Raw genomic sequence first — 20206 nt, forward strand, 5'->3', positions numbered from 1 at the left:
GAGCACGCCGCCCGGGCGGGTGTGGGGGGTGCCCGCGTCTCCGTGGTCCCTTCGCTCCGGCGCTCCGGTGCTCCGCCGCCGCGGCCGCTGCGCCCCCGGCGCGCGCTTGCCGCCACGCGCCCCCGGCGGGCGCGTGGGGTCCGGCGCCCACAGGGCCTACTAGGCTGAGCCGCAGACACCGACCGGCTCAGCGGCGCGCAGCGCCCGAGCGTACGACCTGGGAGAACCGCCGATGCCGCCGACGCCGACGACCGCCGCCGTGCCGCCCGCCATGGAACGTCCGCACTTCATCGGCATCGGCGGCGCCGGCATGTCCGGCATCGCGCGCATCCTCACCGCCCGCGGAGCGGACGTCGCCGGCAGCGACGCCCGCGAGTCGCCCACCGTCACCGCGCTGCGCCAGGCCGGCGCCACCGTGCACGTCGGCCACGACAGCGCCCACCTCGCCGCCGACGCGACCTGCGTCGTCGTCTCCAGCGCCATCCGCCCCGACAACCCGGAGCTGCGCGCGGCGGCCGAGCGCGGCCTCCCCGTCGTGCACCGTTCCGATGCGCTCGCCGCGCTGATGGAGGGCCGCCGCGCCCTCGCCGTGGCCGGCACCCACGGCAAGACCACCACCACCTCCATGCTGGCCGTCAGCCTCGGTTCCCTCGGCCTGGAGCCGTCGTACGCCATCGGCGGCGACCTCGACGGCCCGGGCACCAACGCCGCCCACGGCGACGGGGACCTCTTCGTGGCCGAGGCCGACGAGAGCGACCGCAGCTTCCACAAGTACGCCCCCGAAGCGGCGATCATCCTCAACGTGGAGCTGGACCACCACGCCAACTACGCGTCGATGGACGAGATCTACGAGTCGTTCGAGACGTTCGTCGGCCGCATCCGCACCGGCGGCACGCTGGTGATCTCCGCCGACCACGAGGGCGCCCGCGAACTGACCGCCCGGGTCCGCGGCCGCGAGGGCCTGAACGTGGTCACGTACGGCGAGCGCGACGACGCCGACGTCCGTGTACTCCGCGTCGTCCCGCACGGCCTCACCAGCCGGGTCGCCGTCGAACTGGACGGCGAGGAGCTCGACTTCATCGTCTCGGTGCCCGGGCGCCACTACGCGCACAACGCCGTCGCCGCGCTCGCCGCCGGCGTCGCGACGGGCGTTCCCGCCGACGGCCTCGCGGACGCCCTGCGCACGTACACCGGCGTGAACCGGCGCCTCCAGCTCAAGGGGGAGGCCAGGGGTGTGCAGGTCATCGACACCTACGCGCACCACCCCACGGAGATGACCGCCGACCTGGAGGCCCTCCGCAGCGGGCTGCCGGAGGACGCACGGGTCCTGGTCCTCTTCCAGCCGCACCTCTTCAGCCGCACCCAGGAGCTGGCCACCGAGATGGGGGAGGCCCTCACGCACGCCGACGCCTCCGCCGTCCTCGACGTCTACCCGGCACGGGAGGACCCGATCCCCGGCGTGACCAGCGCACTGATCATCGACGCGGCCCTCGCCGCCGGGGCCGACGTCCAGCACGCTCCCTTCCGCGACACCGCTCCGGACGTGCTCGCCGGAATGGCGAAGCCCGGTGACGTCGTTCTCACCATGGGAGCGGGCGACGTGACGGACCTCGGTCCGCTGATCCTCGCCCGCCTCGCCGACTGACGCCCGCCCGCGACCTGGGAGGATGCCACCATGGCCTACGAGATCGACAAGCCGGACGAGCAGTGGCGCGCCGAGCTCTCCCCCGAGGAGTACCGGGTGCTGCGCCAGGCCGGGACGGAGCGCCCGTTCACCGGCGCCTACACGGACACCGAGACCACCGGCGTGTACCACTGCCGTGCCTGCGGGGCGGAACTGTTCCGGTCCGGCACGAAGTTCGCGTCGCACTGCGGGTGGCCGTCGTTCTACGACCCGTCGGACAGCGACGCGGTGGAGCTGATCTCCGACCACTCGATGGGCATGACCCGCACCGAGGTGCGCTGTGCTCGCTGCGGCTCCCACCTGGGCCACGTCTTCGAGGGCGAGGGCTACCCCACCCCCACCGACCAGCGCTACTGCATCAACTCCGTCTCCCTCCGCCTCGAGCCCACCGACACCTGACCGCACGGCGTCAACCGGGCGATCCGCGAAGTCGAGTCGATGGCGCCAGTGGTACACGGAGGCGGTGCCCGTCGCCGAGTGCCGCTACGAAGAGCTTCCGCGCCCGAACCCGCCCCAGCGGGAACGAGGGGACTCCCCGTCCGGAGGGCTGACCGCGCGGGCCTCGTGGGGTGGGCTGCTCAGGGGGCGGGGTCGCGGCACAGCACCTCGGCGTGCAGCACGGCGAACCAGCCGTCCTCGCACGCGCCCCACTCCCGCCACGCGTCCGCGACGCGCTCCAGCGTGGCGGTGGTCGCGTGGCCGCCGTCGACGGCCCGGCGGGCGTATCCGGACGACACCGTGCGTTCCGCCCACAGCCCGCTCCACCAGGAGCGTTCCTCCGCTCCGGTGAAGCACCAGGCCGACGCGGTGGCGGACACGTCCGCGAAGCCCGCCTCCCGTGCCCAGGCGTACAGGTGCCGCCCGGCGTCCGGCTCGCCGCCGTTCGCCCGGGCGACCCGGCGGTACAGGTCCAGCCACGCGTCCAGCCCGGGCACCCGCGGGTACCAGGTCATGGCCGCGAAGTCGGAGTCCCGCGCCGCGACGACGCCACCGGGCCGGCACGCCCGCCGCATCGCCCGCAGCGCACCCACCGGGTCCCCGAGGTGCTGGAGGACCTGGTGGGCGTGCACCACGTCGAACGAGGCTTCGGGGTACGCCGGCGCGTACACGTCCCCGACGGCGAACTCCACGTTCGCCACCGCACGTTCGGCCGCCGCCTCCCGTGCCTGCGTCAGCACGCCGGGGGCGGCGTCGATGCCGGTCACGTGTCCTTCCGGCCCCACGGCCGTGGCGAGGTCGGCCGTGATCGTCCCCGGCCCACACCCCACGTCCAGCACCCGCATGCCCGGCCGCAGCCGCGGCAGCAGGTACCCCGCCGAGTTCTCGGCGGTGCGCCAGCGGTGGGAGCGCAGTACGGAGTCGTGGTGGCCGTGCGTGTAGACGGCGTCGTCCCGTGCCATGCCGGAACCCTAGACCCGTGTCCGTATGGTGGTCGACGCCGTTCCGGATCGTGGACGCCGCAGGGTCAGCCCTGCGGGTCGAACGGGATGCCGTCGGGCTTGGCCTTCGACAGTTCGTGGGCGAAGGAGGAGTCCCTGATGCCGAGTTGGGCGCTGCCGAAGTCCGCCTGGGTGAGCCGGTCGCGGAAGTCGGAGGGGTAGCCGTCCCAGCCGACCAGTGGCGGGTACTGCCAGGCGCCCTTGTGGTTCTCCGGCTGCTCGTCGAAGCCCGCGAAGCGGAACGCGTGGGTGGAGATGCCGTCCTTGTGGTAGACGATCTTCGGGTGGGTCGCGCCCTCCCACGCGACGTCGCCGCGGGAGCGGATCTGGTAGTCGCCGTGCGCCGACGCCGACACGTACTGCGGCGCACCGCCGTCCGGGACCCACACCACGACGTGTTCCCAGTCGTGCCGGTGACCGCCGATGCCGGTGCCGGGGAGCGCCTGGTCCTTCTCGAAGTAGAGCGCGTACAGGTAGGCGCACCAGCCGTTGTTGCACGCGGTGCGGGAGTAGGCGTTGGTGTTGTCCAGGTCCCAGGCGTCGCGGCAGTTGCCGTTGACCGCTCCGCCGAGGTCCAGGCCGGGAGCGATCACGCCGTTGCTGCCGATGGCGGGCGTCGGGTAGCAGCCGTCGCCGTCGTAGTCGAGGGCCGGCTGGTAGGACCGGTCCGCCGACGGGGCGTTGCCGGGGAGCGCGGGGGGCGGCGCGGCGAAGGCCACGCCCGAGGTGGCCAGCAGCAGTGCCGCGACGGAACCCGCCGTGACCGACAGTCTCCCGAACCACCGTCGCCGTCCCGGCCGTTGCTCTCGCATGGGTGCCCCTCCAGTGACCTCGTCGGAATGTGGTGCGCAACCGGCCCGTCGGGCGGCTGCCCCATGAAACATCACATTGACTGCACGCGGTCAATAGCGCAGAAAACCGGGAGCGGGCTCCAGCCCCGGGTCCGTAGGCTCGCCGGATGCGGAGCCGGGATTCCTGGAGAGACGAGCGATCCGGCCCACACGTCGGGGGCCGTCCGGGACCGGCTGGTCGTGCGGTTCGGTCCGGAAGCGCTCGCCTGGTGCGACGCGCTGCCCGCGCACGCGGGAGAACTGGCGGCCCGCTGGGACCTCGAACTCCTCGCGTCCCACGGCGGAGGGACCTCACGCGTCTTCCGCTGCCGACGAGGTGGCGCCGGGACGACCGTGTGGCTGAAGGTCACGCCCGCGCCCGCGATCGCGCGCGAGGAGACGGAAGCCCTGCACCGCTGGGCGGGGTCGCCGTCGGTGGTCGGTCTGCTCGCACAGGATCTCCAGGCCGGGGCCCTGCTGCTGGAGGACGTGGCACCGGGTCTTCCCGTGCGGTGACTCGCCGGGCGTCTGCCCGAAGTGGCCGCCCTGCTCCGCGCCTTGCGGGAGCCGTCGCCCGCTCGGGAGGGACCCTCGGCGCTGCGTCCCCTCTCGGAGCGGGTCGACTTCCTCTGCCGTCTCACCGAGCGCAGAGTGGACGCCGGGGCGCCCGGGTGCTTCGGTTCCGCGTTCCTCGATCGGGCCAGGGCCAGGTGCCGGGAGCTGTCCGACAGCGGTCCGGTGGGCCTCGTCCACGGAGACCTCCACCCGGCCAACGTGCTGTCCGGGCCGGGCGGGCGCCTCGTGGCGATCGACCCGAGGCCCGCGTGGGGCGACCCCGACTTCGACGCGGTGGACTGGGTGCTCGACGGAGTCTCGGACCTCGCCGCGCTGAAGCGGCGGGCCGCGGAACTGGCCGCCATGGTGCCCGGCCAGTGTCCCGACCGCGTGCTGGGCTGGTGCCGGGTCCAGGCGCCGCTCGCCGCCGTCCCCCGGATCTGCGCCGGGCGGGACGACGAGCAGACCCGTTTCCTCCTGGCGCTCGCTGGGCGCTGAACTCCGGGGCGTCAGGTGACCGTGAGCGCGGGGCGGCACCCTCCTTGCTGCCGCGGCGCACGCCGAGCGGCCGCTCAGCGGAGGACGGCCGCGGACTCCGGCGGGAGGAGCAGCATGCCGTCCTCATGCTGGGAGGCGGTGCTCCAGGTGGCCAGCATCTCCAGGTGCGCGGGCAGTGGTACGGCCGCCGTCTCGCTGGGGTGCAGGTTGACGGCGATGCTCAGCGGCCCGCTGCTCAGCGCCAGCCAGCGGGTGTCCTCGTCGTAGGTCACACGGGCGGCGCCCAGCGAGGTGTGGGCGAGGCCGGGGTGGGCGCGCCGCAGGGCGATCAGGTCCTGGTGCCAGGCCAGCAGGGCCGCGTGCGGGTCGCGTTCCTGTTCCGACCAGTCCAGGCAGGAACGCTCCCGGGTCTGCGGTGCCTGCGGGTCCGCGACGTCGCCGTCCCAGCCGTGCGCGGCGAAGTCCGCGCGTCGCCCCTCGCGCACGGCCCGGGCCAGGTCCGGGTCGGTGTGGTCGGTGAAGTACAGCCACGGCGTACGGGCGCCCCACTCCTCGCCCATGAACAGCATCGGCGTGAACGGCGAGAGGAGGACCAGCGCCGCCGCGCAGGCCAGCAGGCCGGGGGACAGGGATACGGCGAGACGGTCCCCGGCCGCCCGGTTGCCGACCTGGTCGTGGTTCTGCGCGAAGCCGACGAGGCGGTGCGTCGGCGTGATCGGGTCCAGCGGAGCGCCGTGCCGCCGCCTGCGGAACGACGAGTACGAGCCGTCGTGGAAGAAGCCGCCGGTCAGGGTCTTGGCCAGGGCCGCCATCGGTGCGCGGGCGAAGTCCGCGTAGAAGGCGCCCGCCTCACCCGTGAGCGCGACGTGCAGCGCGTGGTGGAAGTCGTCGTTCCACTGCGCGTGCAGGCCGTGGCCGTGCACCGTGCGCGGCGTGGTGGTCCGCGGGTCGTTCCGGTCGGACTCGGCGATCAGGAACAGGGGACGGCCGGTTTCGGCGGCGAGGGCGTCGACGGCCGCCGACAGCTCGTCCAGGAAGTGCCGCGCCCGGTCGTCGGCCAGCGTGTGCACGGCGTCCAGCCGCAGACCGTCCAGGCGGAAGTCGCGCAGCAGCGCGAGAGCACTGCCGCCGAACGAGGCCCGCACCTCGTCCGAACCGGCGTCGTCGAGGTTGACGGCGTCGCCCCACGGCGTGCGGTGGCGGCCGGTGAAGTACGGGCCGTAGGCGGGGAGGTGGTTGCCGGACGGGCCGAGGTGGTTGTGCACCACGTCCAGGACGACGCCCAGGCCCGCGCCGTGCGCGGCGTCCACGAAACGCGCCAGCCCGTCCGGCCCGCCGTACGGCTCGTGCACCGCCCACGGGGCGACGCCGTCGTAGCCCCAGCCGTGTGTCCCCGGAAAGGGTGACACCGGCATCAGCTCCACGTGGGTGACGCCGAGCCGCGCGACGTGCGGCAGCCGCGCCGCCGCGGCGTCGAAGGTGCCCTCCGGAGTGAACGTGCCGACGTGCAGCTCGAACAGGACCGCGCCGGCCAGCGGTCTGCCCTGCCACGGATGCCGCCACTCGTACGCGCCCGGGTCGACGACGGCGCTGAGTCCGTCCGGCCCGTCCGGCTGCCGCCGGGACCGCGGGTCGGGCAGTACGGGGCCGCCGTCCAGCGCGAACCCGTACCGCGTGCCCGGCCCGGCCTCGACGCGCAGCGTCCACCAGCCGGGCCGGGCCGGGTCGCGCTCCATCGGAAGCTCGCGGGCCTCCAGCCGGAGCACCACACGCTCCGCCGCGGTGGGCGCCCACACCTCGAACAGCATGGTTCCCATGCTGCGGCAGGGCACCCCGCGCGGCTAGCTCATGCAGTACCGGTGCTGGACCACCGGGTAGCCCGCACGGGCGAAGTGGGCGGCCATCGGGGCGTTGCCCAGGTCGGTGGCCGCCGCGATCTCCCGCGCCCCCTCGCCGACGAGCTGGTGCGTGCACTCGACGAGCAGGTCGTACGCGTAGCCGTGACCGCGTTGCCCGGCCACGACGCCGATGAATCCGACGACCGGCCCGTTCGGATTGCGGCCGGGGATCTGCAGGCCGACGGTCTCGCCGTCCGGCGTGCAGGCCACCCGCCACCAGTCGCGGGGCGAGGGCATCCAGTGGAGGAACTCCAGCTCGTCCCGGGCGGCGGCTTCGACACCGTCGGTGTCGAGCAGGGCACGGGCGTGGGCGTCCAGCGACCCCTGTTCGACGCCGCGCAGCACGTCGAGGATCACCTCGTCGTCCGGTTCCGGCCGGAAGACGAGCCGTCCCGGACGTTCCGGAAGCCCGCAGGCGGGCGTCCACAGGTAGCGGAAGCGCTCCACCAGGGGCCGGTATCCGGCCTCCCGGGCGGCGTCGATGCGCTCCTCGGCGGCGGCGCGCACCGCCGGGTCGTCGCGCCAGCCGGGCGGCAGCATGATCTCGTACTCGCGGTGCGGCATGGCCCGCAGCAGCCGCACGCCGGCCTCGCGCTCGCCGGGCGCGAAGTCGAACCAGTCGAGGACCTTCGGCTCGTCGTCGCCGGGCGCGCCCCACAGGGCGGCGCGGGCGACGACGACGCCGTCCCGCAGGGCGACCCACGTCCAGTCGGGGCGGTACTCGCCCCCCTCGGCGTGGGTCGCGTACGGGCGGCCGAGCAGCGGACGGCCGACCAGCCCGGGGCCGGACAGGGAGGTGAACAGTGCGCTGGCCTCGTCCTCGACGAGCGCGCGGATGACCAGTGCGGTCATGGGGATCCTTCCGGAAGGCGTGTCGCGCTCCCGGTCAGCGGAGAGGGATCGCCCGGTGGCAGGGGCGGGAGCGCATGGTCGTGGTGCGGTGCATCGCGCTCGCCTCCTTCCTGCGGTCTCGCGGGCGTGAGCGGCACGTTAGCCCGCGCGGCCGCCGGGCGTCCACGGGTTTTCCGCACGGCCCGGCGGGGCCGGGGGCGGGGTGTCGTTCGGCACGAAGCCGAGGTGCTCCGGCCCGGCGCCCGGGTGTCCGGCGCGGCGGGCGAGCAGGGCCGGGAGCTGCGGCGGCCACAAAGCCTCCTCGGCCGCGGCCAGTTCGCCGGGGGCCCACCACCGCCAGGTGAGGATGCCGTCCGCGCGGTGCGCGGGGGCGAGATCGCCGACGGGCTGCCTGCGCGGTCCCCGGCCGAGGTAGACGTGCTCGTGCTGCCGCACCGGCACACCCTCCCGGGTGTAGTCGTGCTCCCAGGTGCACAGCAGCCCGCCGGGCTCGACGTCGGCCCAGCCGGTCTCCTCACGCAGCTCCCGCACCGCCCCCTCGCGCGGGGTCTCGCCGGGGTCGAGGCCGCCGCCGGGCATCGCCCAGTGCACCCCGACCTCCTCGTTGTCGTAACGGAACAGGAACACTGCACCATGCGGGTCGAGAACCGCGATACGGGCCGCCTGCCTGGGGGTTCGCATGCGCACGACCCTATCCGGAGGGGTGCTGCGGAACGCCCGGATTCTGGACAGGAGTTCACCGCTTCCGGAGAATGGAGGCATGACGTCTCTCGAGTTCAGTGCGTATCCGCCGCGCTTGTCCGACGGCGACCGGGAACGCGCGCTCGAGGTGCTCCGGGAGAGCGCGGCGGACGGCAGGGTCTCGCAGGACACCTTCCTGCGGCGCATGGAAGTCATCCTGCACGCCCAGCGGCACGACGAACTCGACCTGGTCCTGGGCGACCTGCACCACCGCCGGTCCGGCGGCACGCACTGGCTGTACCGGATGGTGGGCAGGGCGTCGGCCTTCCCCGTGCTGCTGCGCCGCGCCTGGCAGCGGGAACGGCTGCCGGAGCTCATGCTGCCCGGGCCGGGCCCGTACCCGCTGTCGATCGGACGCGCGCCGGGGTCGATGCTGCGGCTGACGCACCACACCGTCTCCCGGGCGCACGCCCAGCTCCGGCACACCGGCGCCGGCTGGAGCCTGCGCGACCTGGGTTCCAGCAACGGGACCTGGGTCAACGGGCGCCGTGTCACCGGCAGCGTCGCCGTACGCCCCGGCGACCACGTCCAGTTCGGCCAGGCCGGCTTCCGCCTGACCGCTCCGTGACGCCGTGACGCCGTGACGGAGCGCGCGAGCCGCGCGCCGTCACGGCCGGGCAGCGGCCGTCGGGGACGCCCGTCCTGGCCGACCTGCTGTGAGGCGTCCTCGCCTCGCTCGGCTGTCCGCTCCCGCATGCGCCGGGCAGGCACTGGGCCTGCTCTGAGACTCCGCGTGTCCGCGTGGGTCAGCCGTCCTCGGGGCCGAGGATGAAGCGCTGGATCGCCGTGGCGGCCGCCCCGCGCGCCCAGAGGGAGAAGTCGATCGGCTGGATCTCGTACGAGGTGGGGGTCGCGGCGGCGTGGCGGTCGGCGCGCATGCCGTCCTCCAGGGCCTCGCGGCCCACCTCCGCGAGGCCGATGCCCTCGCCGGTGAGGACGACGCGGCGCGCCATGGTGAGTGAGGAGACGACGGTGATCAGCCGCCCCAGTGCGTGGGCGGCGGCGGTCACCACCGGCGAGGCGACCCGGTCGCCGTCCGCGGCCAGCCGCAGGCACTCCTCGTACGAGACCGGCCGGCGCACCCCTGTGGAGACGGCGGCGGCGATGCCGGGCGCGGCGAGCATCGCGGTGGCGCAGCCGCGGTGTCCGTCGGGGCAGTAGGGGCCGTACGGGTCCAGCGGCAGGTGCGCGATCAGGCCGAGTCCGGCGTCGGGGCTGTCGACGATGCGGTCGTGCACGACCAGCCCGTAGCCGACGCTGATGCCGGTGGTGAGCACGGCGAACCGGTCGTGGCCGCGGCCGGCGCCGAACCAGTGCTCCGCACGGGTGAGGGCGAGCAGGTCGTTGTCGACCACGCTCGGCACGCCCAGCGCCTCGGTGAGCAGGGGGCCCAGCGGCACCTCGCGCGTCCAGTGCAGGAACGGCGCGGCGGTGACCGTGGCGTGGTCGGCGACCTGTCCGCCGAGGCTGAGCCCCGCCGCGGTCAGCTCGGGCACCTGCCGGGCGAGTGCTTCCGCCTCGCGCCGCACGGTCGCCACCACGTCGCCGGGGGAGTGCCCGGGCAGTGCGGCGCGGGCGCCGGCCACGATCTGCGCCCGCAGGTCGGTCACCACCAGGTGGGCGTCCTCGTCGGTGACCTTCACGCCCAGGAAGTGGTGGGCGTCGGCCGCGATGTCCAGCGGGCGGGTGGGACGGCCGGCGCCGCTGCGGCTGGGTCCGGCCTCGACCAACAGGCCGCTCTCCAGGAGCGGCGCAGTCAGCCGGGTGAGGCTCCCGGCGGACAGCCCGATCCGCCGGGCCAGTTCGCTGCGCGGGGTCGGGCCGCGCATCAGCACCGCGAGCATGATGGCCCGCGCCGCTTCGGACAGCGGCGCCCAGGGGGGCTGCGGGAGCGCGGTCACCTTCGCGTGCCTCCGGGGGACGTAGGGGGCGTGTCCGGACGGGGCTCATCCTTGCAGCGGGCCTCCGGGACGGGCTCCGTGCACCCGGCCGCACCGTCCGGGTCCGGACCCCGACCCACCGTGCTTATTTCCATATCAGAAGTTACCCCAGGCCCTCCATGCACGGAATCGCCACCCGACCCGTCCGGTGCAAGGTGTTGACTCGCCGAAGCTTCTGCGCCAAAACTAACCGCGACATCACGCACCGCACCCATCCCGAGGACCGATCGATGCGCGACAGCGGCACCGCCGGCGACGGCACCCCCTCGAACGCCCCCTCGTACGTCCACCTCCGCGCCGGCGGCGTCTCCCTCGTCCTCGACCGCACCGGGGACGGCCTGCCGCGGGTGCTGCACTGGGGCGCCGACCTCGGCCCGCTCTCCGACGACGCGCTGACCGCGCTGGCCGTCGCCGCCCGGCCGCAGGTGGTCTCCAGCTCCCTGGACGTACGGGTCCCGCTGTCGTCGGTGCCCGAGCAGTCCGCCGGATGGCTCGGCACCCCCGGGCTGACCGGCCACCGCGACGGCGCACACTTCTCCACCGCCTTCGCCGTGGACGAGATCGCCACCCGCGCCGACGGGCTGACCGCCGACGCGGTGGACCCGCAGGCCGGTCTCGCCCTGCGCCTGGAGATCGAGATGAGCGCCTCCGGCCTCGTCCGGCAACGCGCCACCCTCACCGACACCTCCGGCGAGGGCGCGGCGCCGTACACCGTCGACGGCCTGCTCCTCGCCCTGCCGCTGCCCGCCCGCGCCACCGAACTGCTCGACCTCGCCGGACGCCACCTGCGCGAACGCAGCCCGCAGCGCCACGACTTCACCCTCGGCACCCACCTGCGGGAGAACCGGCGCGGCCGCACCGGCCTGGACGCCACCCTCGTGCACGTCGCCGGGGAGGACGGCTTCGGCTTCCGGCACGGCGAGGTGTGGGGCCTGCACACCGCCTTCAGCGGCAACCACCGCTCCCTCGCGGAGCGGACGGCCGCCGGGGTGCGCATGCTCGGCGGGGGCGAGACCCTGCTGCCCGGCGAGGTGCGCCTCGGGCCCGGCGCGTCGTACACCACACCCTGGGTGTACGGCTCCTACGGCCGCGGCCTGGACGAGATGGCCGGCCGCTTCCACCGGCACCTGCGGGCCCGGCCGCACCACCCGCGCACCGCCCGCCCGGTCACCCTCAACACCTGGGAGGCCGTCTACTTCCGCCACGACCTCGACAAGCTGTGCGCGCTCGCCGACGCCGCCGCCGAGGTGGGCGCCGAGCGGTTCGTGCTGGACGACGGCTGGTTCCTCGGACGTCGCGACGACCGGGCCGGCCTCGGCGACTGGTACGTCGACCCGGAGGTGTGGCCCAAGGGCCTGCACCCGCTCGTCGACCACGTCCGGGGCCTGGGTCTGGAGTTCGGCCTGTGGGTCGAACCGGAGATGGTCAACCCGGACTCCGACCTCGCCCGCGCCCACCCCGACTGGGTCCTGGCGGCGGGCGGCCGGACGCCTCCCGAGGCCCGGCACCAGCAGGTGCTGGACCTCGGCCACCCCGACGCGTACGCGTACATCCTCCAGCGGCTCGACACCTTGATCGCCGAGTACCGGCTCACGTACCTGAAGTGGGACCACAACCGCGACCTGGTCGACGCCGGACACGGCCCCGACGCCCGGGCCGGCGTGCACGCCCAGACCCTCGCCGTGTACCGGCTGCTCGACGCGCTGCGGGCCCGCCACCCCGGACTGGAGATCGAGTCCTGCTCCTCCGGCGGCGGCCGTGTCGACCTCGGCGTGCTGGAGCGCACCGACCGGGTGTGGACCAGCGACTGCATCGACGCACTGGAACGCCAGGGCATCCAGCGGTGGACCGGCCTCCTGCTGCCCCCCGAACTCCTCGGCGCCCACGTCGGCGGCCCCCGCGCGCACACCACCGGCCGCCGCCACACACTCGCCTTCCGCGCCGGCACCGCCCTCTTCGGCCACTTCGGCATCGAATGGGACCTGACGAAGGCCTCGGACGAGGAACGCACCGCACTCGCCCGCTGGGTCGCCCTGCACAAGGAGCTGCGCGACCTGCTGCACACCGGCGACGTGGTGCGCGGCGACCACCCCGACCCGGCCCTGTGGGTGCACGGCGTCGTCGCCGCCGACCGCTCCCGGGCCGTGTACGCGCTGGTGCAGACCGAGACGTCCGTCCAGTCCGCCGGCGAACGCGTCACCCTGCCCGGACTCGACCCGGACGCGGTGTACCGGCTCGCGCCGCTGCCGCCCGGCGACCGCCCCGAGGGGCCGACCCGCGACCCGCTGCCCTGGTGGCGGGACGGCGTCGCACTGCCCGGCCGCGCGCTGGCCGCCGCCGGCGTCCACGCGCCCACCCTCTACCCCGAACGCCTCGTCCTCCTCGAAGCCCGCCGGGTCGGCTGACCGCGCACCGGACACCGACGCCCCGGGTGTTCCGGAGGGGGCCACGCCCGGAGCCGGTCCACCCGGAGCCGGTCCGAACCGCCGCCGGTCCACACCGGAGACGAGCGCCCCCAGCACGCCGCGCGCCGCCTCCGCGAAAGGAAGCAGATGATACGCAGCAAAGCCGTCGCCGCCCTCGCGGCCACCACCCTGCTGGTCGGCGGGTGCGCCGGAGCCGAGGGCAGCGAAGCAGGCACCGTCAGCCTGGACTTCTTCCAGTTCAAACCGGAGGCCGTCGGCACCTTCGACCGCCTCATAGCCGACTTCGAGAAGCAGCACCCCCGCATCGACGTGGTCCAGCACCACGTGCCGGACGCCGAGACCGCCCTCCGCACCCGGCTGGTCAAGGACCGGGTCCCCGACGTCATGACCCTCAACGGCAACGGCACCTTCGGCGAACTGGCCTCCGCCGGCGTCTTCCACGACTTCTCCGGCCATCCCGCGGCCGACCGCGTCACCCCCGGCGTCCAGCAGGTGCTGAACGACCTCGGCACCGCCGCCCCCGGCGAGGTCAACGGGCTCCCCTTCGCCTCCAACGCCGGCGGGGTGATCTACAACGAGGACCTGTTCGCACGGCACGACGTGGAGGTGCCGCGCACCTGGGACCAACTCCTCTCCGCCGCCGACACCTTCGAGAAGGCCGGCGTCACCCCCTTCTACGGCACCCTCGCCGACGCGTGGACGGCACTCCCGGTCTTCAACCAGTTCGCCGCGAACATCCCCCCGGACGACTTCTGGGACGAACGCCGCGCCGGCCGCACCAGCTTCGCCGAGGCCTACCCCGACGTCGCCGCCAAGCTCACCGAGACCTACCGGCACACCCAGAAGACCCGCTTCGCCCGCAACTACGACGCCGGCAACAAGGCGTTCGCCGACGGCGAGGCCGCCATGCTCGTCCAGGGCAGCTACGCGCTCCCCGCCATCCGCGCCCACGAGCCCGCGTTCGAGATGGGCACCTTCCCGATGCCCACCGGCGACGACCCGGCCGACACCCGCCTGGTCTCCGGCGTCGACGTCGCGCTCACCATGGGCCGCGACACCGAACACCCCGACGAGGTACTGGAGTTCATCGACTTCCTGATGACCCAGGACGTGGTGGCGTCCTACGCCGAGGAACAGAGCGCCGTCCCCACCCTCGACGGGACCGAAGCCGCCGACCCCGCCCTCGCGCCGCTGGAGCCGTACTTCGCGCGCGGCCGCGTCACCGGCTACCCCGACCACCAGATCCCGCTCGCGGCCGGGCTGGAACCGCTGCTCCAGCAGTTCCTCCTGGACGGCCGCACCGACGCCTTCCTGCGCGCCCTCGACGACGGCTACGACCGCGTCCTCGCCCGCACGACCTGACCGCGCCCCTCACCCGGAAAGGAGGAGACATGACCGTACTCACCGACCCGACGGCCGCGCCCGAGACCACCCCCGCGCGGGAGGCCGCCCCCGCCCCGCGCCGCCGCCGCCCGCGCACCGAGGCCGCGTACTACTGGATGGTGCTGCCCGCGCTGGCGCTGTTCCTGCTGCTGCACACCACCCCCGTGCTGCGCGGCATCTACTACAGCTTCACCGACTACGCGGGCTACGGCTCCTACGAGTTCGTCGGCCTCACGAACTACCTCAACCTGTTCGAGGACGCACGGATCGCGGAGAGTTACCTCTTCACGTTCCAGTTCGCCGCCGTCGCGACCGTGCTCACCAACATTGTGGCCCTGGCTGTCGCCCTCGGACTCCACGCCCGGATCAGGTTCCGCGCCACGCTGCGCGGCGTCTTCTTCACCCCCAACGTGCTGTCGATCCTCATCGTCGGCTACGTCTTCAACTACCTGTTCACCTACTCGCTGCCCGCCATCGGAGAGCACCTCGGCATCGACGCGCTCAGCACCAGCATCCTCGCCGACCCCGACCTGGCCTGGGTGGGCGTGGTGATCCTCGCCGTGTGGCAGGCGGCGGCGTTCAACATCATCATCTACCTGGCCGGCCTCCAGACCGTCCCCGAGGACCTGCACGAGGCCGCCACCCTCGACGGCGCCGGGCCCTGGCAGCGCTTCCGCTCCGTCACGCTGCCGCTGATCGCGCCGTTCGTCACCATCAACACCGTGCTCTCGCTGCGCAACTTCCTCCAGGTCTTCGACCACGTCGAAGCACTCACCGCGGGCGGACCGGGCAGCGCCACCACCTCGGTCTCGTACCTGATCTACAAGGGCGGCTTCAAGGGCGGCGAGTACGCCTACCAGACCGCCAACGCGGTGCTGTTCTTCGCCGTCATCGTCCTGATCTCCGTCTTCCAGATGCGCCTGCTCCAGCGCCGCGAGGTGAACCTGTGATGCCGTCGACCTCCACCCCCGCGCCGATACGCGGGGACGAGCACCCCGCCCGGGCGAAGCGGGCCCGGCCGCGCGTCAACTGGTGGCTCACCGGCGTGATGGCGGCCCTGTCCCTGACGGTGCTCGTCCCGCTGTACTTCACCGTCGTCACCGCGCTGAAGACCACCGATCAGCTCGGCGGCTCCGGCTTCGGCCTGCCCGACACCGTGCGCTGGGCCAACTTCGCCGACGCCTGGACCCTGACGAACTTCCCCAGCGCCCTGCTCAACAGCGCGCTCATCACGGTCGGCGCCGTCGCCGTCACGCTGCTCACCAACTCGCTGGTGGCGTACGCCATCGCCCGCAACATGCACCGCAGGCTGTTCCGCGGGCTGTACTACTACTTCGTCTCGGCGCTGTTCGTGCCGTTCCCGATCATCATGCTGCCGGTCGTGAAGCAGACCTCGCTGCTGGGCCTCGACAACCAGGCCGGACTCGCCCTGCTCTACGTCGTCTACGGCCTCGCGCTCAACATCTTCCTCTACGTCGGCTACCTGCGGTCGGTGCCCCGCGAACTGGAGGAGGCCGCCCGCACCGACGGCGCCGGCACCTGGACCGTCTTCTGGCGCATCATCTTCCCCCTGCTGAAGCCCATGAACGCGACCGTCGGCATCCTCACCTGCCTGTGGGCGTGGAACGACTTCATGCTGCCGCTCGTCGTCCTCTCCGACCCCGCCGAGCAGACCCTCCCGCTCGCCCAGTACGTCTTCCAGAACCAGTTCAACACCGACTACCCGGTGGCCTTCGCGTCCTACCTGATGGCGATGGCCCCCGTCCTGCTCGTGTACGTCTTCGCCCAGCGCTGGGTGATCTCCGGAGTCATGCGAGGTTCCGCCAAGTGACCCTGCCCACCGCCGTGTCCCCCTCCGCGCAGCCGCCCGGACCGCCCCCGCCCGGTGACGAGGCCTGGTGGAAGTCGGCCGTCGTCTACCAGATCTACCCCCGCAGCTTCGCCGACAGCGACGGCGACGGCGTCGGCGACCTGCGCGGCATCCTCGGCCGCCTGGACCACCTGCACGACCTCGGCGTCGACGTGCTGTGGCTGTCACCCGTCTACCCCTCCCCGCAGGACGACAACGGCTACGACGTCGCCGACTACCAGGACATCGAACCCGTCTTCGGCACCCTGGCCGACTTCGACGAACTGCTGGCCGCCGTGCACGCGCGCGGCATGAAGCTCGTCATGGACCTCGTCGTCAACCACACCTCCGACGAACACCCCTGGTTCGCCGCCTCGCGCGGCGGCGGTCCGGGCGGCCCGAAGCGCGACTGGTACGTCTGGCGCCCCGCCCGCGACGGCATGAAGCCCGGCACCCCCGGCGCCGAGCCCAACAACTGGGGCTCGGCGTTCTCCGGCCCCGCGTGGACCTGGGACGAGGCGAGCGGCGCGTACTACCTGCACCTCTTCTCGCCCAAGCAGCCCGACCTGAACTGGGAGAACCCCGAGGTCCGGCAGGCGGTGTACGCCATGATGCGCTGGTGGCTCGACCGCGGGGTGGACGGCTTCCGGATGGACGTCATCAACCTCATCTCCAAGGAACCCGGCCTGCCCGACGGCCCGGTCACCGGCGGCGCCCCCTACGCCGGCGGGCTCGCCGCCTGCATGGGCGGCCCCCGGCTGGAGGAGTACCTGCAGGAGATGCACCGCGAGGTCTTCGCCGACCGCCCGCAGCGCACCCTCACCGTCGGCGAGATGCCCGGGGTCACCGTCGACGAGGCCCGCCGTCACACCGACCCCGGGCGGCGGCAGCTCGACATGGTCTTCCAGTTCGAGCACATGGGCCTCGACCAGGACGGCGACAAGTACACCCCGAAGCCCCTGCGCCTCACCGACCTCAAGGCCTCGCTCGGCCGCTGGCAGTCCGGCCTCGACCAGGTCGGCTGGAACAGCCTCTACTGGTGCAACCACGACCAGCCCCGCATCGTGTCCCGCTTCGGCGACGCCACCGACGAGCGGTCGCGGGTCCGGTCCGCGACGATGCTCGCCACCGTCCTGCACCTGCACCACGGCACGCCGTACGTCTACCAGGGCGAGGAACTGGGCATGACGAACGCGCCGTTCACCCGCATCGAGGACTACCGGGACCTGGAGGCCCGCAACCACTACGCGCACGCCGTCGCCGCGGGCGCCGACCCGGCGGACGTCCTCGCCGGGCTCTCCGCGATGAGCCGCGACCACGCGCGCACCCCGATGCAGTGGACCGCCGGGCCCAACGCGGGCTTCACCACCGGCACACCCTGGATCGCCGTCAACCCCGACCACGTGCGGGTCAACGCCGAGGCGGCGGTGGCCGACCAGACGTCCGTCTACCACCACTACCGGCGCCTGATCGCCCTGCGCCACGACGAACCGGCGGTGGCGCGCGGCCGCTTCGAGATGCTGCTGCCCGACGACGAGCGCGTGTACGCGTTTCTCCGGCACGACGAGACCGCAGGGGTGGAGCTGCTGGTGCTCGGCAACTTCACGGGCTCCGCCGCGGAGGTCCCCGTCCCCGCCGGCTGGGCCGGCGCCGAGCTGCTGCTCGGCAACGTCCCCGACCCCGCCCCGGTCGCCACGACCGTCACCCTCGCCCCCTGGGAGGCCCGCATCCACCGCCGCACCGCGCCCGCCTGACCGCGCCACCCTCCCCGGCCGGTCTCCTCGAGCCCAAGACCCTTCATTGGTGGAGGCGAAGGGGAACTCGTCGTACTCGCGCTGGCCGTCCTGCGGGTGGTCCGCACCCCAGTGCTGGCGGTAGGCCCGGATGGCCTCGGCGGTTGGCGTCTCAGCGGTCGGTGTCGTCGCACAGGTGGTGCAGCAGACGGCTGGTGGTCTGGCGGGAGATGTCCTTGGCCTCGTTGGACGGCCTCGTGCTCGCCGGGTCCTGTTAGGCCCGCTGCATGTGGTCGGCTGCGGCCGCTTCCATGGTGCCGTCGGCGGTGTTGAAGGGGCATTGCCATCACGTCGCTCATGGCAGCTTCACCGCCTTGCCGGCCATTGGCGATGTAGGGGACTTTGTCTCAGCGGGGTGCGAGGAAGCGGTACATACCCCACCGCAGCAATCATCAGCGAAAGCGACAGACCTCCACGACAAGTTGAGACTATGTGAATACGAACACAAGCCCCCCGGAGAGGCAGCCCACCGCAGCGACAAGGAAAACGACTCCGAAAATCCACGAGAGCGTCTTGTTCTCTTCCTGCGGGCGCGGAGAGAAGCCTTGCATCACTCTCATGTCATTGAGGGATTGCCCATTCTCCTTTCGGGCGTTCACGATGGCGCGAATGCCCGACACCAAGAAGCCCAGACCCACCACAAAGAGCAAGGTTATGTCAAAACCCTGCGACGATGCTGCTTTAGCTACATCAAACACGACTTCCTCCTAAACTGAAGGGACGGTTTCCATGCCTGCCCCCGCCACGGGGTCAGTTATGGGCGCCCCGATGGGTGTGCACGGAGCCCGGGGCGCGGGTGGAACGAGTAATTTCAACGGTGAGCCTGCCGGCGAGTTCTGCTGGCACAGAAGGGCATTGATGGTGCCGAAGGTTCGCTCGACGATGCGTTTGGCAACGATGCACGGGCAGCCTGCTTCTCGTCGTCCAGCTGCAAGACCTGCTGGACGACTGAGGGGCTTGAGGTTGACCACCGTTCCGGTGAAGTGCGGGGTGGTCACAATGGACAGGGCTCCCGTGCCGCTGGTTGAGATATTCGACGTCTCAACCTCGCAGTCCAGGAGCCTTGTTGGTTTTCCATCATGCCGCACTCGACCTCCCGCACGCGCTGTTAAGGCGGTGACGAGGCTGACCGTCTCCCGTGAGGGTGACCACGATTACGAACTCCGTCTCTCCGGCCGCGCACTGATCACGGCTCGCGTACCTCCGAAAGCACGACACCCGCCTACGTCACCACCGTAGTCCAGCACCTAGCGGACAAGGCGCCGGGACTGCTGAAGACGCTGCGCAAATCGGGCCCGGAGTCCCACCGGGTATCTGCGCTGGCTGCCGTCAATGGATGCAAGCTAGGTCAGAACCCCTTACGCGCACGCACAGCCGCCAAGATCTCACAAGAAATCTCGTCTGCTTGCGTCCTGCGCTTAAACCACGTCGCATAATTTGATTTCTGCGAAGCCAGACTAAGAAGACATCCACCCGATGAATACCGGACCACAATTCCGTAATACCCGGGGGAAACTGAAGCAATAGCCTCTAGTGGGATTACTCGCCACTTGTAGAAGTTTCGCACACAGACAGCCTGTGACGTTATGCTGATCGAAGACTCTGCAAGCGCAAAGGCAAGGACCCCAGCAGAGAGGAAGGAGACTGGGGTGAATACATCCTCAAAGGCCACATCGGACTGTGCAAAGAGACCGACCGCACTAAGCAACGTCATAGCAAGCGCGATTACGGCGGTAAAAAAGAACAAGGCTCGCTCCCAGCGAGGATGCTTCCAAGACTGGATTACCTTTCCAGGTCGAGCTTTAACTCTGCTTCGCTCACGCGACCGAGTACTGCGTCCCATAAGGGCCCCACACCTCCATCAGCTTCTGTGAATTCAGCACCAACCCGGGGAGTGCTGGTGAGCATGTCCGCGTCCGGGGCGACGGACAGGGTGTCGTCCGCCACCTGCACATCCACCTCGGCGATCTCATCGCCGGGCGCCGGACCCGCGCTGCGGTCGTGCTCCCCGGGGCCAGCCGGGCCCGCGTCCAGGGCGGCGACGCTGCCCCTGCGCGGTGGGCGCTGGTCTGGTTACCGGAGGAGTCCCACATGAACGCCGCCGGCGCCTTGAATACACCGCCTTGCCGTTCCCGTCCACCGCGTCCAGCCCGGCGGCAGCGGCCTCACGAACCTTCAGAACCCGAGCTTGAAGGGAGAAGGATGTGGAGATGACTTCACAAGTGGGGGGACGCCGTGTATCTGATCAACCACACGGTGCTCATGTCAACAGACGCCGGGAACCTGACGGGCTCTCACCTGCGGAAATGCGGACAACT

At 72.2% G+C, this 20206-nt stretch carries 17 protein-coding genes and 1 pseudogene; 11 read left to right on the top strand and 7 right to left on the bottom strand.

Going from position 1 to position 20206, the window contains the following annotated elements:
• The first annotated feature begins 232 nt into the window (after positions 1-232).
• Both murC and msrB read left to right on the top strand, forming a co-directional pair.
• Positions 233-1645, top strand: coding sequence for a UDP-N-acetylmuramate--L-alanine ligase (gene murC, locus K304_RS0115035; RefSeq protein ID WP_037790509.1), 1413 nt, complete (start codon positions 233-235; stop codon positions 1643-1645).
• 30 nt (positions 1646-1675) lie between these two features.
• Positions 1676-2083, top strand: coding sequence for a peptide-methionine (R)-S-oxide reductase MsrB (msrB, locus tag K304_RS0115040; RefSeq protein WP_027764419.1), 408 nt, complete (start codon positions 1676-1678; stop codon positions 2081-2083).
• A 179-nt stretch (positions 2084-2262) separates the two neighbouring features.
• On the opposite strand, the gene K304_RS0115045 is transcribed toward msrB, so the two are convergent.
• Together K304_RS0115045 and K304_RS0115050 are read right to left on the bottom strand one after the other, a co-directional pair.
• A complete protein-coding gene (locus K304_RS0115045; protein ID WP_027764420.1) occupies positions 2263-3084 on the bottom strand; it encodes a methyltransferase domain-containing protein in 822 nt (273 codons plus the stop codon).
• A gap of 65 nt (positions 3085-3149) precedes the next feature.
• Positions 3150-3935 (bottom strand): NPP1 family protein, encoded by a 786-nt coding sequence (locus K304_RS0115050; protein WP_027764421.1) that lies wholly within the window; start codon positions 3933-3935, stop codon positions 3150-3152.
• Positions 3936-4154: 219 nt separating this feature from the next.
• Here K304_RS0115050 and K304_RS34070 point away from each other — a divergent pair, with 219 nt between their 5' ends.
• Both K304_RS34070 and K304_RS34075 read left to right on the top strand, forming a co-directional pair.
• A complete protein-coding gene (locus tag K304_RS34070; protein ID WP_486591676.1) occupies positions 4155-4469 on the top strand; it encodes a hypothetical protein in 315 nt (104 codons plus the stop codon).
• Between the two features lie 21 nt (positions 4470-4490).
• Positions 4491-5006 carry an aminoglycoside phosphotransferase family protein gene (locus tag K304_RS34075; protein WP_486591677.1) on the top strand — a complete coding sequence of 172 codons (516 nt, stop codon included), beginning with the start codon at positions 4491-4493 and terminating at the stop codon, positions 5004-5006.
• Between the two features lie 74 nt (positions 5007-5080).
• On the opposite strand, the gene treZ is transcribed toward K304_RS34075, so the two are convergent.
• The 3 genes from treZ to K304_RS29195 form a co-directional block, all read right to left on the bottom strand.
• Complete coding sequence (gene treZ, locus K304_RS0115060; RefSeq protein WP_027764422.1) at positions 5081-6814, bottom strand: malto-oligosyltrehalose trehalohydrolase; 1734 nt, start codon at positions 6812-6814, stop codon at positions 5081-5083.
• A gap of 33 nt (positions 6815-6847) precedes the next feature.
• Complete coding sequence (locus tag K304_RS0115065; protein ID WP_027764423.1) at positions 6848-7756, bottom strand: GCN5 family acetyltransferase; 909 nt, start codon at positions 7754-7756, stop codon at positions 6848-6850.
• Between the two features lie 138 nt (positions 7757-7894).
• Positions 7895-8437 carry an NUDIX domain-containing protein gene (locus K304_RS29195; protein WP_078529156.1) on the bottom strand — a complete coding sequence of 181 codons (543 nt, stop codon included), beginning with the start codon at positions 8435-8437 and terminating at the stop codon, positions 7895-7897.
• Between the two features lie 79 nt (positions 8438-8516).
• Here K304_RS29195 and K304_RS0115075 point away from each other — a divergent pair, with 79 nt between their 5' ends.
• On the top strand, positions 8517-9065 hold the full coding sequence (locus K304_RS0115075; RefSeq protein WP_027764424.1) for an FHA domain-containing protein: 549 nt from the start codon (positions 8517-8519) through the stop codon (positions 9063-9065).
• A 178-nt stretch (positions 9066-9243) separates the two neighbouring features.
• On the opposite strand, the gene K304_RS29200 is transcribed toward K304_RS0115075, so the two are convergent.
• Positions 9244-10398, bottom strand: a complete 1155-nt coding sequence (locus K304_RS29200; protein WP_037790512.1) for an ROK family protein — start codon at positions 10396-10398, stop codon at positions 9244-9246.
• Between the two features lie 269 nt (positions 10399-10667).
• On the opposite strand from K304_RS29200, the gene K304_RS0115085 reads away from it, so the two are divergent.
• The 5 genes from K304_RS0115085 to K304_RS0115105 all read left to right on the top strand — a co-directional run bounded on the left by K304_RS0115085 (position 10668) and on the right by K304_RS0115105 (position 17849).
• Positions 10668-12842, top strand: a complete 2175-nt coding sequence (locus K304_RS0115085; RefSeq protein WP_027764425.1) for an alpha-galactosidase — start codon at positions 10668-10670, stop codon at positions 12840-12842.
• Positions 12843-12989: 147 nt separating this feature from the next.
• The gene (locus K304_RS0115090) at positions 12990-14225 is read left to right on the top strand and encodes an extracellular solute-binding protein (RefSeq protein ID WP_037790513.1); all 1236 of its coding nucleotides are present in this window, start codon (positions 12990-12992) and stop codon (positions 14223-14225) included.
• Positions 14226-14254: 29 nt separating this feature from the next.
• Positions 14255-15196 carry a carbohydrate ABC transporter permease gene (locus K304_RS0115095; RefSeq protein ID WP_078529140.1) on the top strand — a complete coding sequence of 314 codons (942 nt, stop codon included), beginning with the start codon at positions 14255-14257 and terminating at the stop codon, positions 15194-15196.
• Positions 15196-16077: a carbohydrate ABC transporter permease gene (locus K304_RS0115100; protein ID WP_027764428.1), complete on the top strand. Its 882-nt coding sequence runs from the start codon at positions 15196-15198 to the stop codon at positions 16075-16077. Before K304_RS0115095 ends, K304_RS0115100 begins: the two co-directional genes overlap by 1 nt.
• On the top strand, positions 16074-17849 hold the full coding sequence (locus tag K304_RS0115105; protein WP_027764429.1) for an alpha,alpha-phosphotrehalase: 1776 nt from the start codon (positions 16074-16076) through the stop codon (positions 17847-17849). The genes K304_RS0115100 and K304_RS0115105 overlap by 4 nt, the downstream gene beginning before the upstream one ends.
• A 467-nt stretch (positions 17850-18316) precedes the next feature.
• On the opposite strand, the gene K304_RS0115110 is transcribed toward K304_RS0115105, so the two are convergent.
• A complete protein-coding gene (locus tag K304_RS0115110; RefSeq protein ID WP_027764430.1) occupies positions 18317-18586 on the bottom strand; it encodes a hypothetical protein in 270 nt (89 codons plus the stop codon).
• 368 nt (positions 18587-18954) lie between these two features.
• Between K304_RS0115110 and K304_RS34080 the strand changes: the two are divergent.
• Positions 18955-19189 (top strand): annotated as a pseudogene (locus tag K304_RS34080) (IS5/IS1182 family transposase); the annotation flags it as partial.
• Positions 19190-20206: the final 1017 nt, after the last annotated feature.

This window comes from Streptomyces sp. CNS606 (assembly GCF_000426325.1).

Excerpts from the sequence above, each read along its gene's own strand:
- murC (WP_037790509.1), top strand. The coding sequence starts at position 233 with ATGCCGCCGACGCCGACGACCGCCGCCGTGCCGCCCGCCATGGAACGT.
- msrB (WP_027764419.1), top strand. The coding sequence starts at position 1,676 with ATGGCCTACGAGATCGACAAGCCGGACGAGCAGTGGCGCGCCGAGCTC.
- K304_RS0115045 (WP_027764420.1), bottom strand. The coding sequence starts at position 3,084 with ATGGCACGGGACGACGCCGTCTACACGCACGGCCACCACGACTCCGTA.
- K304_RS0115050 (WP_027764421.1), bottom strand. The coding sequence starts at position 3,935 with ATGCGAGAGCAACGGCCGGGACGGCGACGGTGGTTCGGGAGACTGTCG.
- treZ (WP_027764422.1), bottom strand. The coding sequence starts at position 6,814 with ATGCTGTTCGAGGTGTGGGCGCCCACCGCGGCGGAGCGTGTGGTGCTC.
- K304_RS0115065 (WP_027764423.1), bottom strand. The coding sequence starts at position 7,756 with ATGACCGCACTGGTCATCCGCGCGCTCGTCGAGGACGAGGCCAGCGCA.
- K304_RS29195 (WP_078529156.1), bottom strand. The coding sequence starts at position 8,437 with ATGCGAACCCCCAGGCAGGCGGCCCGTATCGCGGTTCTCGACCCGCAT.
- K304_RS0115075 (WP_027764424.1), top strand. The coding sequence starts at position 8,517 with ATGACGTCTCTCGAGTTCAGTGCGTATCCGCCGCGCTTGTCCGACGGC.
- K304_RS0115085 (WP_027764425.1), top strand. The coding sequence starts at position 10,668 with ATGCGCGACAGCGGCACCGCCGGCGACGGCACCCCCTCGAACGCCCCC.
- K304_RS0115090 (WP_037790513.1), top strand. The coding sequence starts at position 12,990 with ATGATACGCAGCAAAGCCGTCGCCGCCCTCGCGGCCACCACCCTGCTG.
- K304_RS0115095 (WP_078529140.1), top strand. The coding sequence starts at position 14,255 with ATGACCGTACTCACCGACCCGACGGCCGCGCCCGAGACCACCCCCGCG.
- K304_RS0115100 (WP_027764428.1), top strand. The coding sequence starts at position 15,196 with ATGCCGTCGACCTCCACCCCCGCGCCGATACGCGGGGACGAGCACCCC.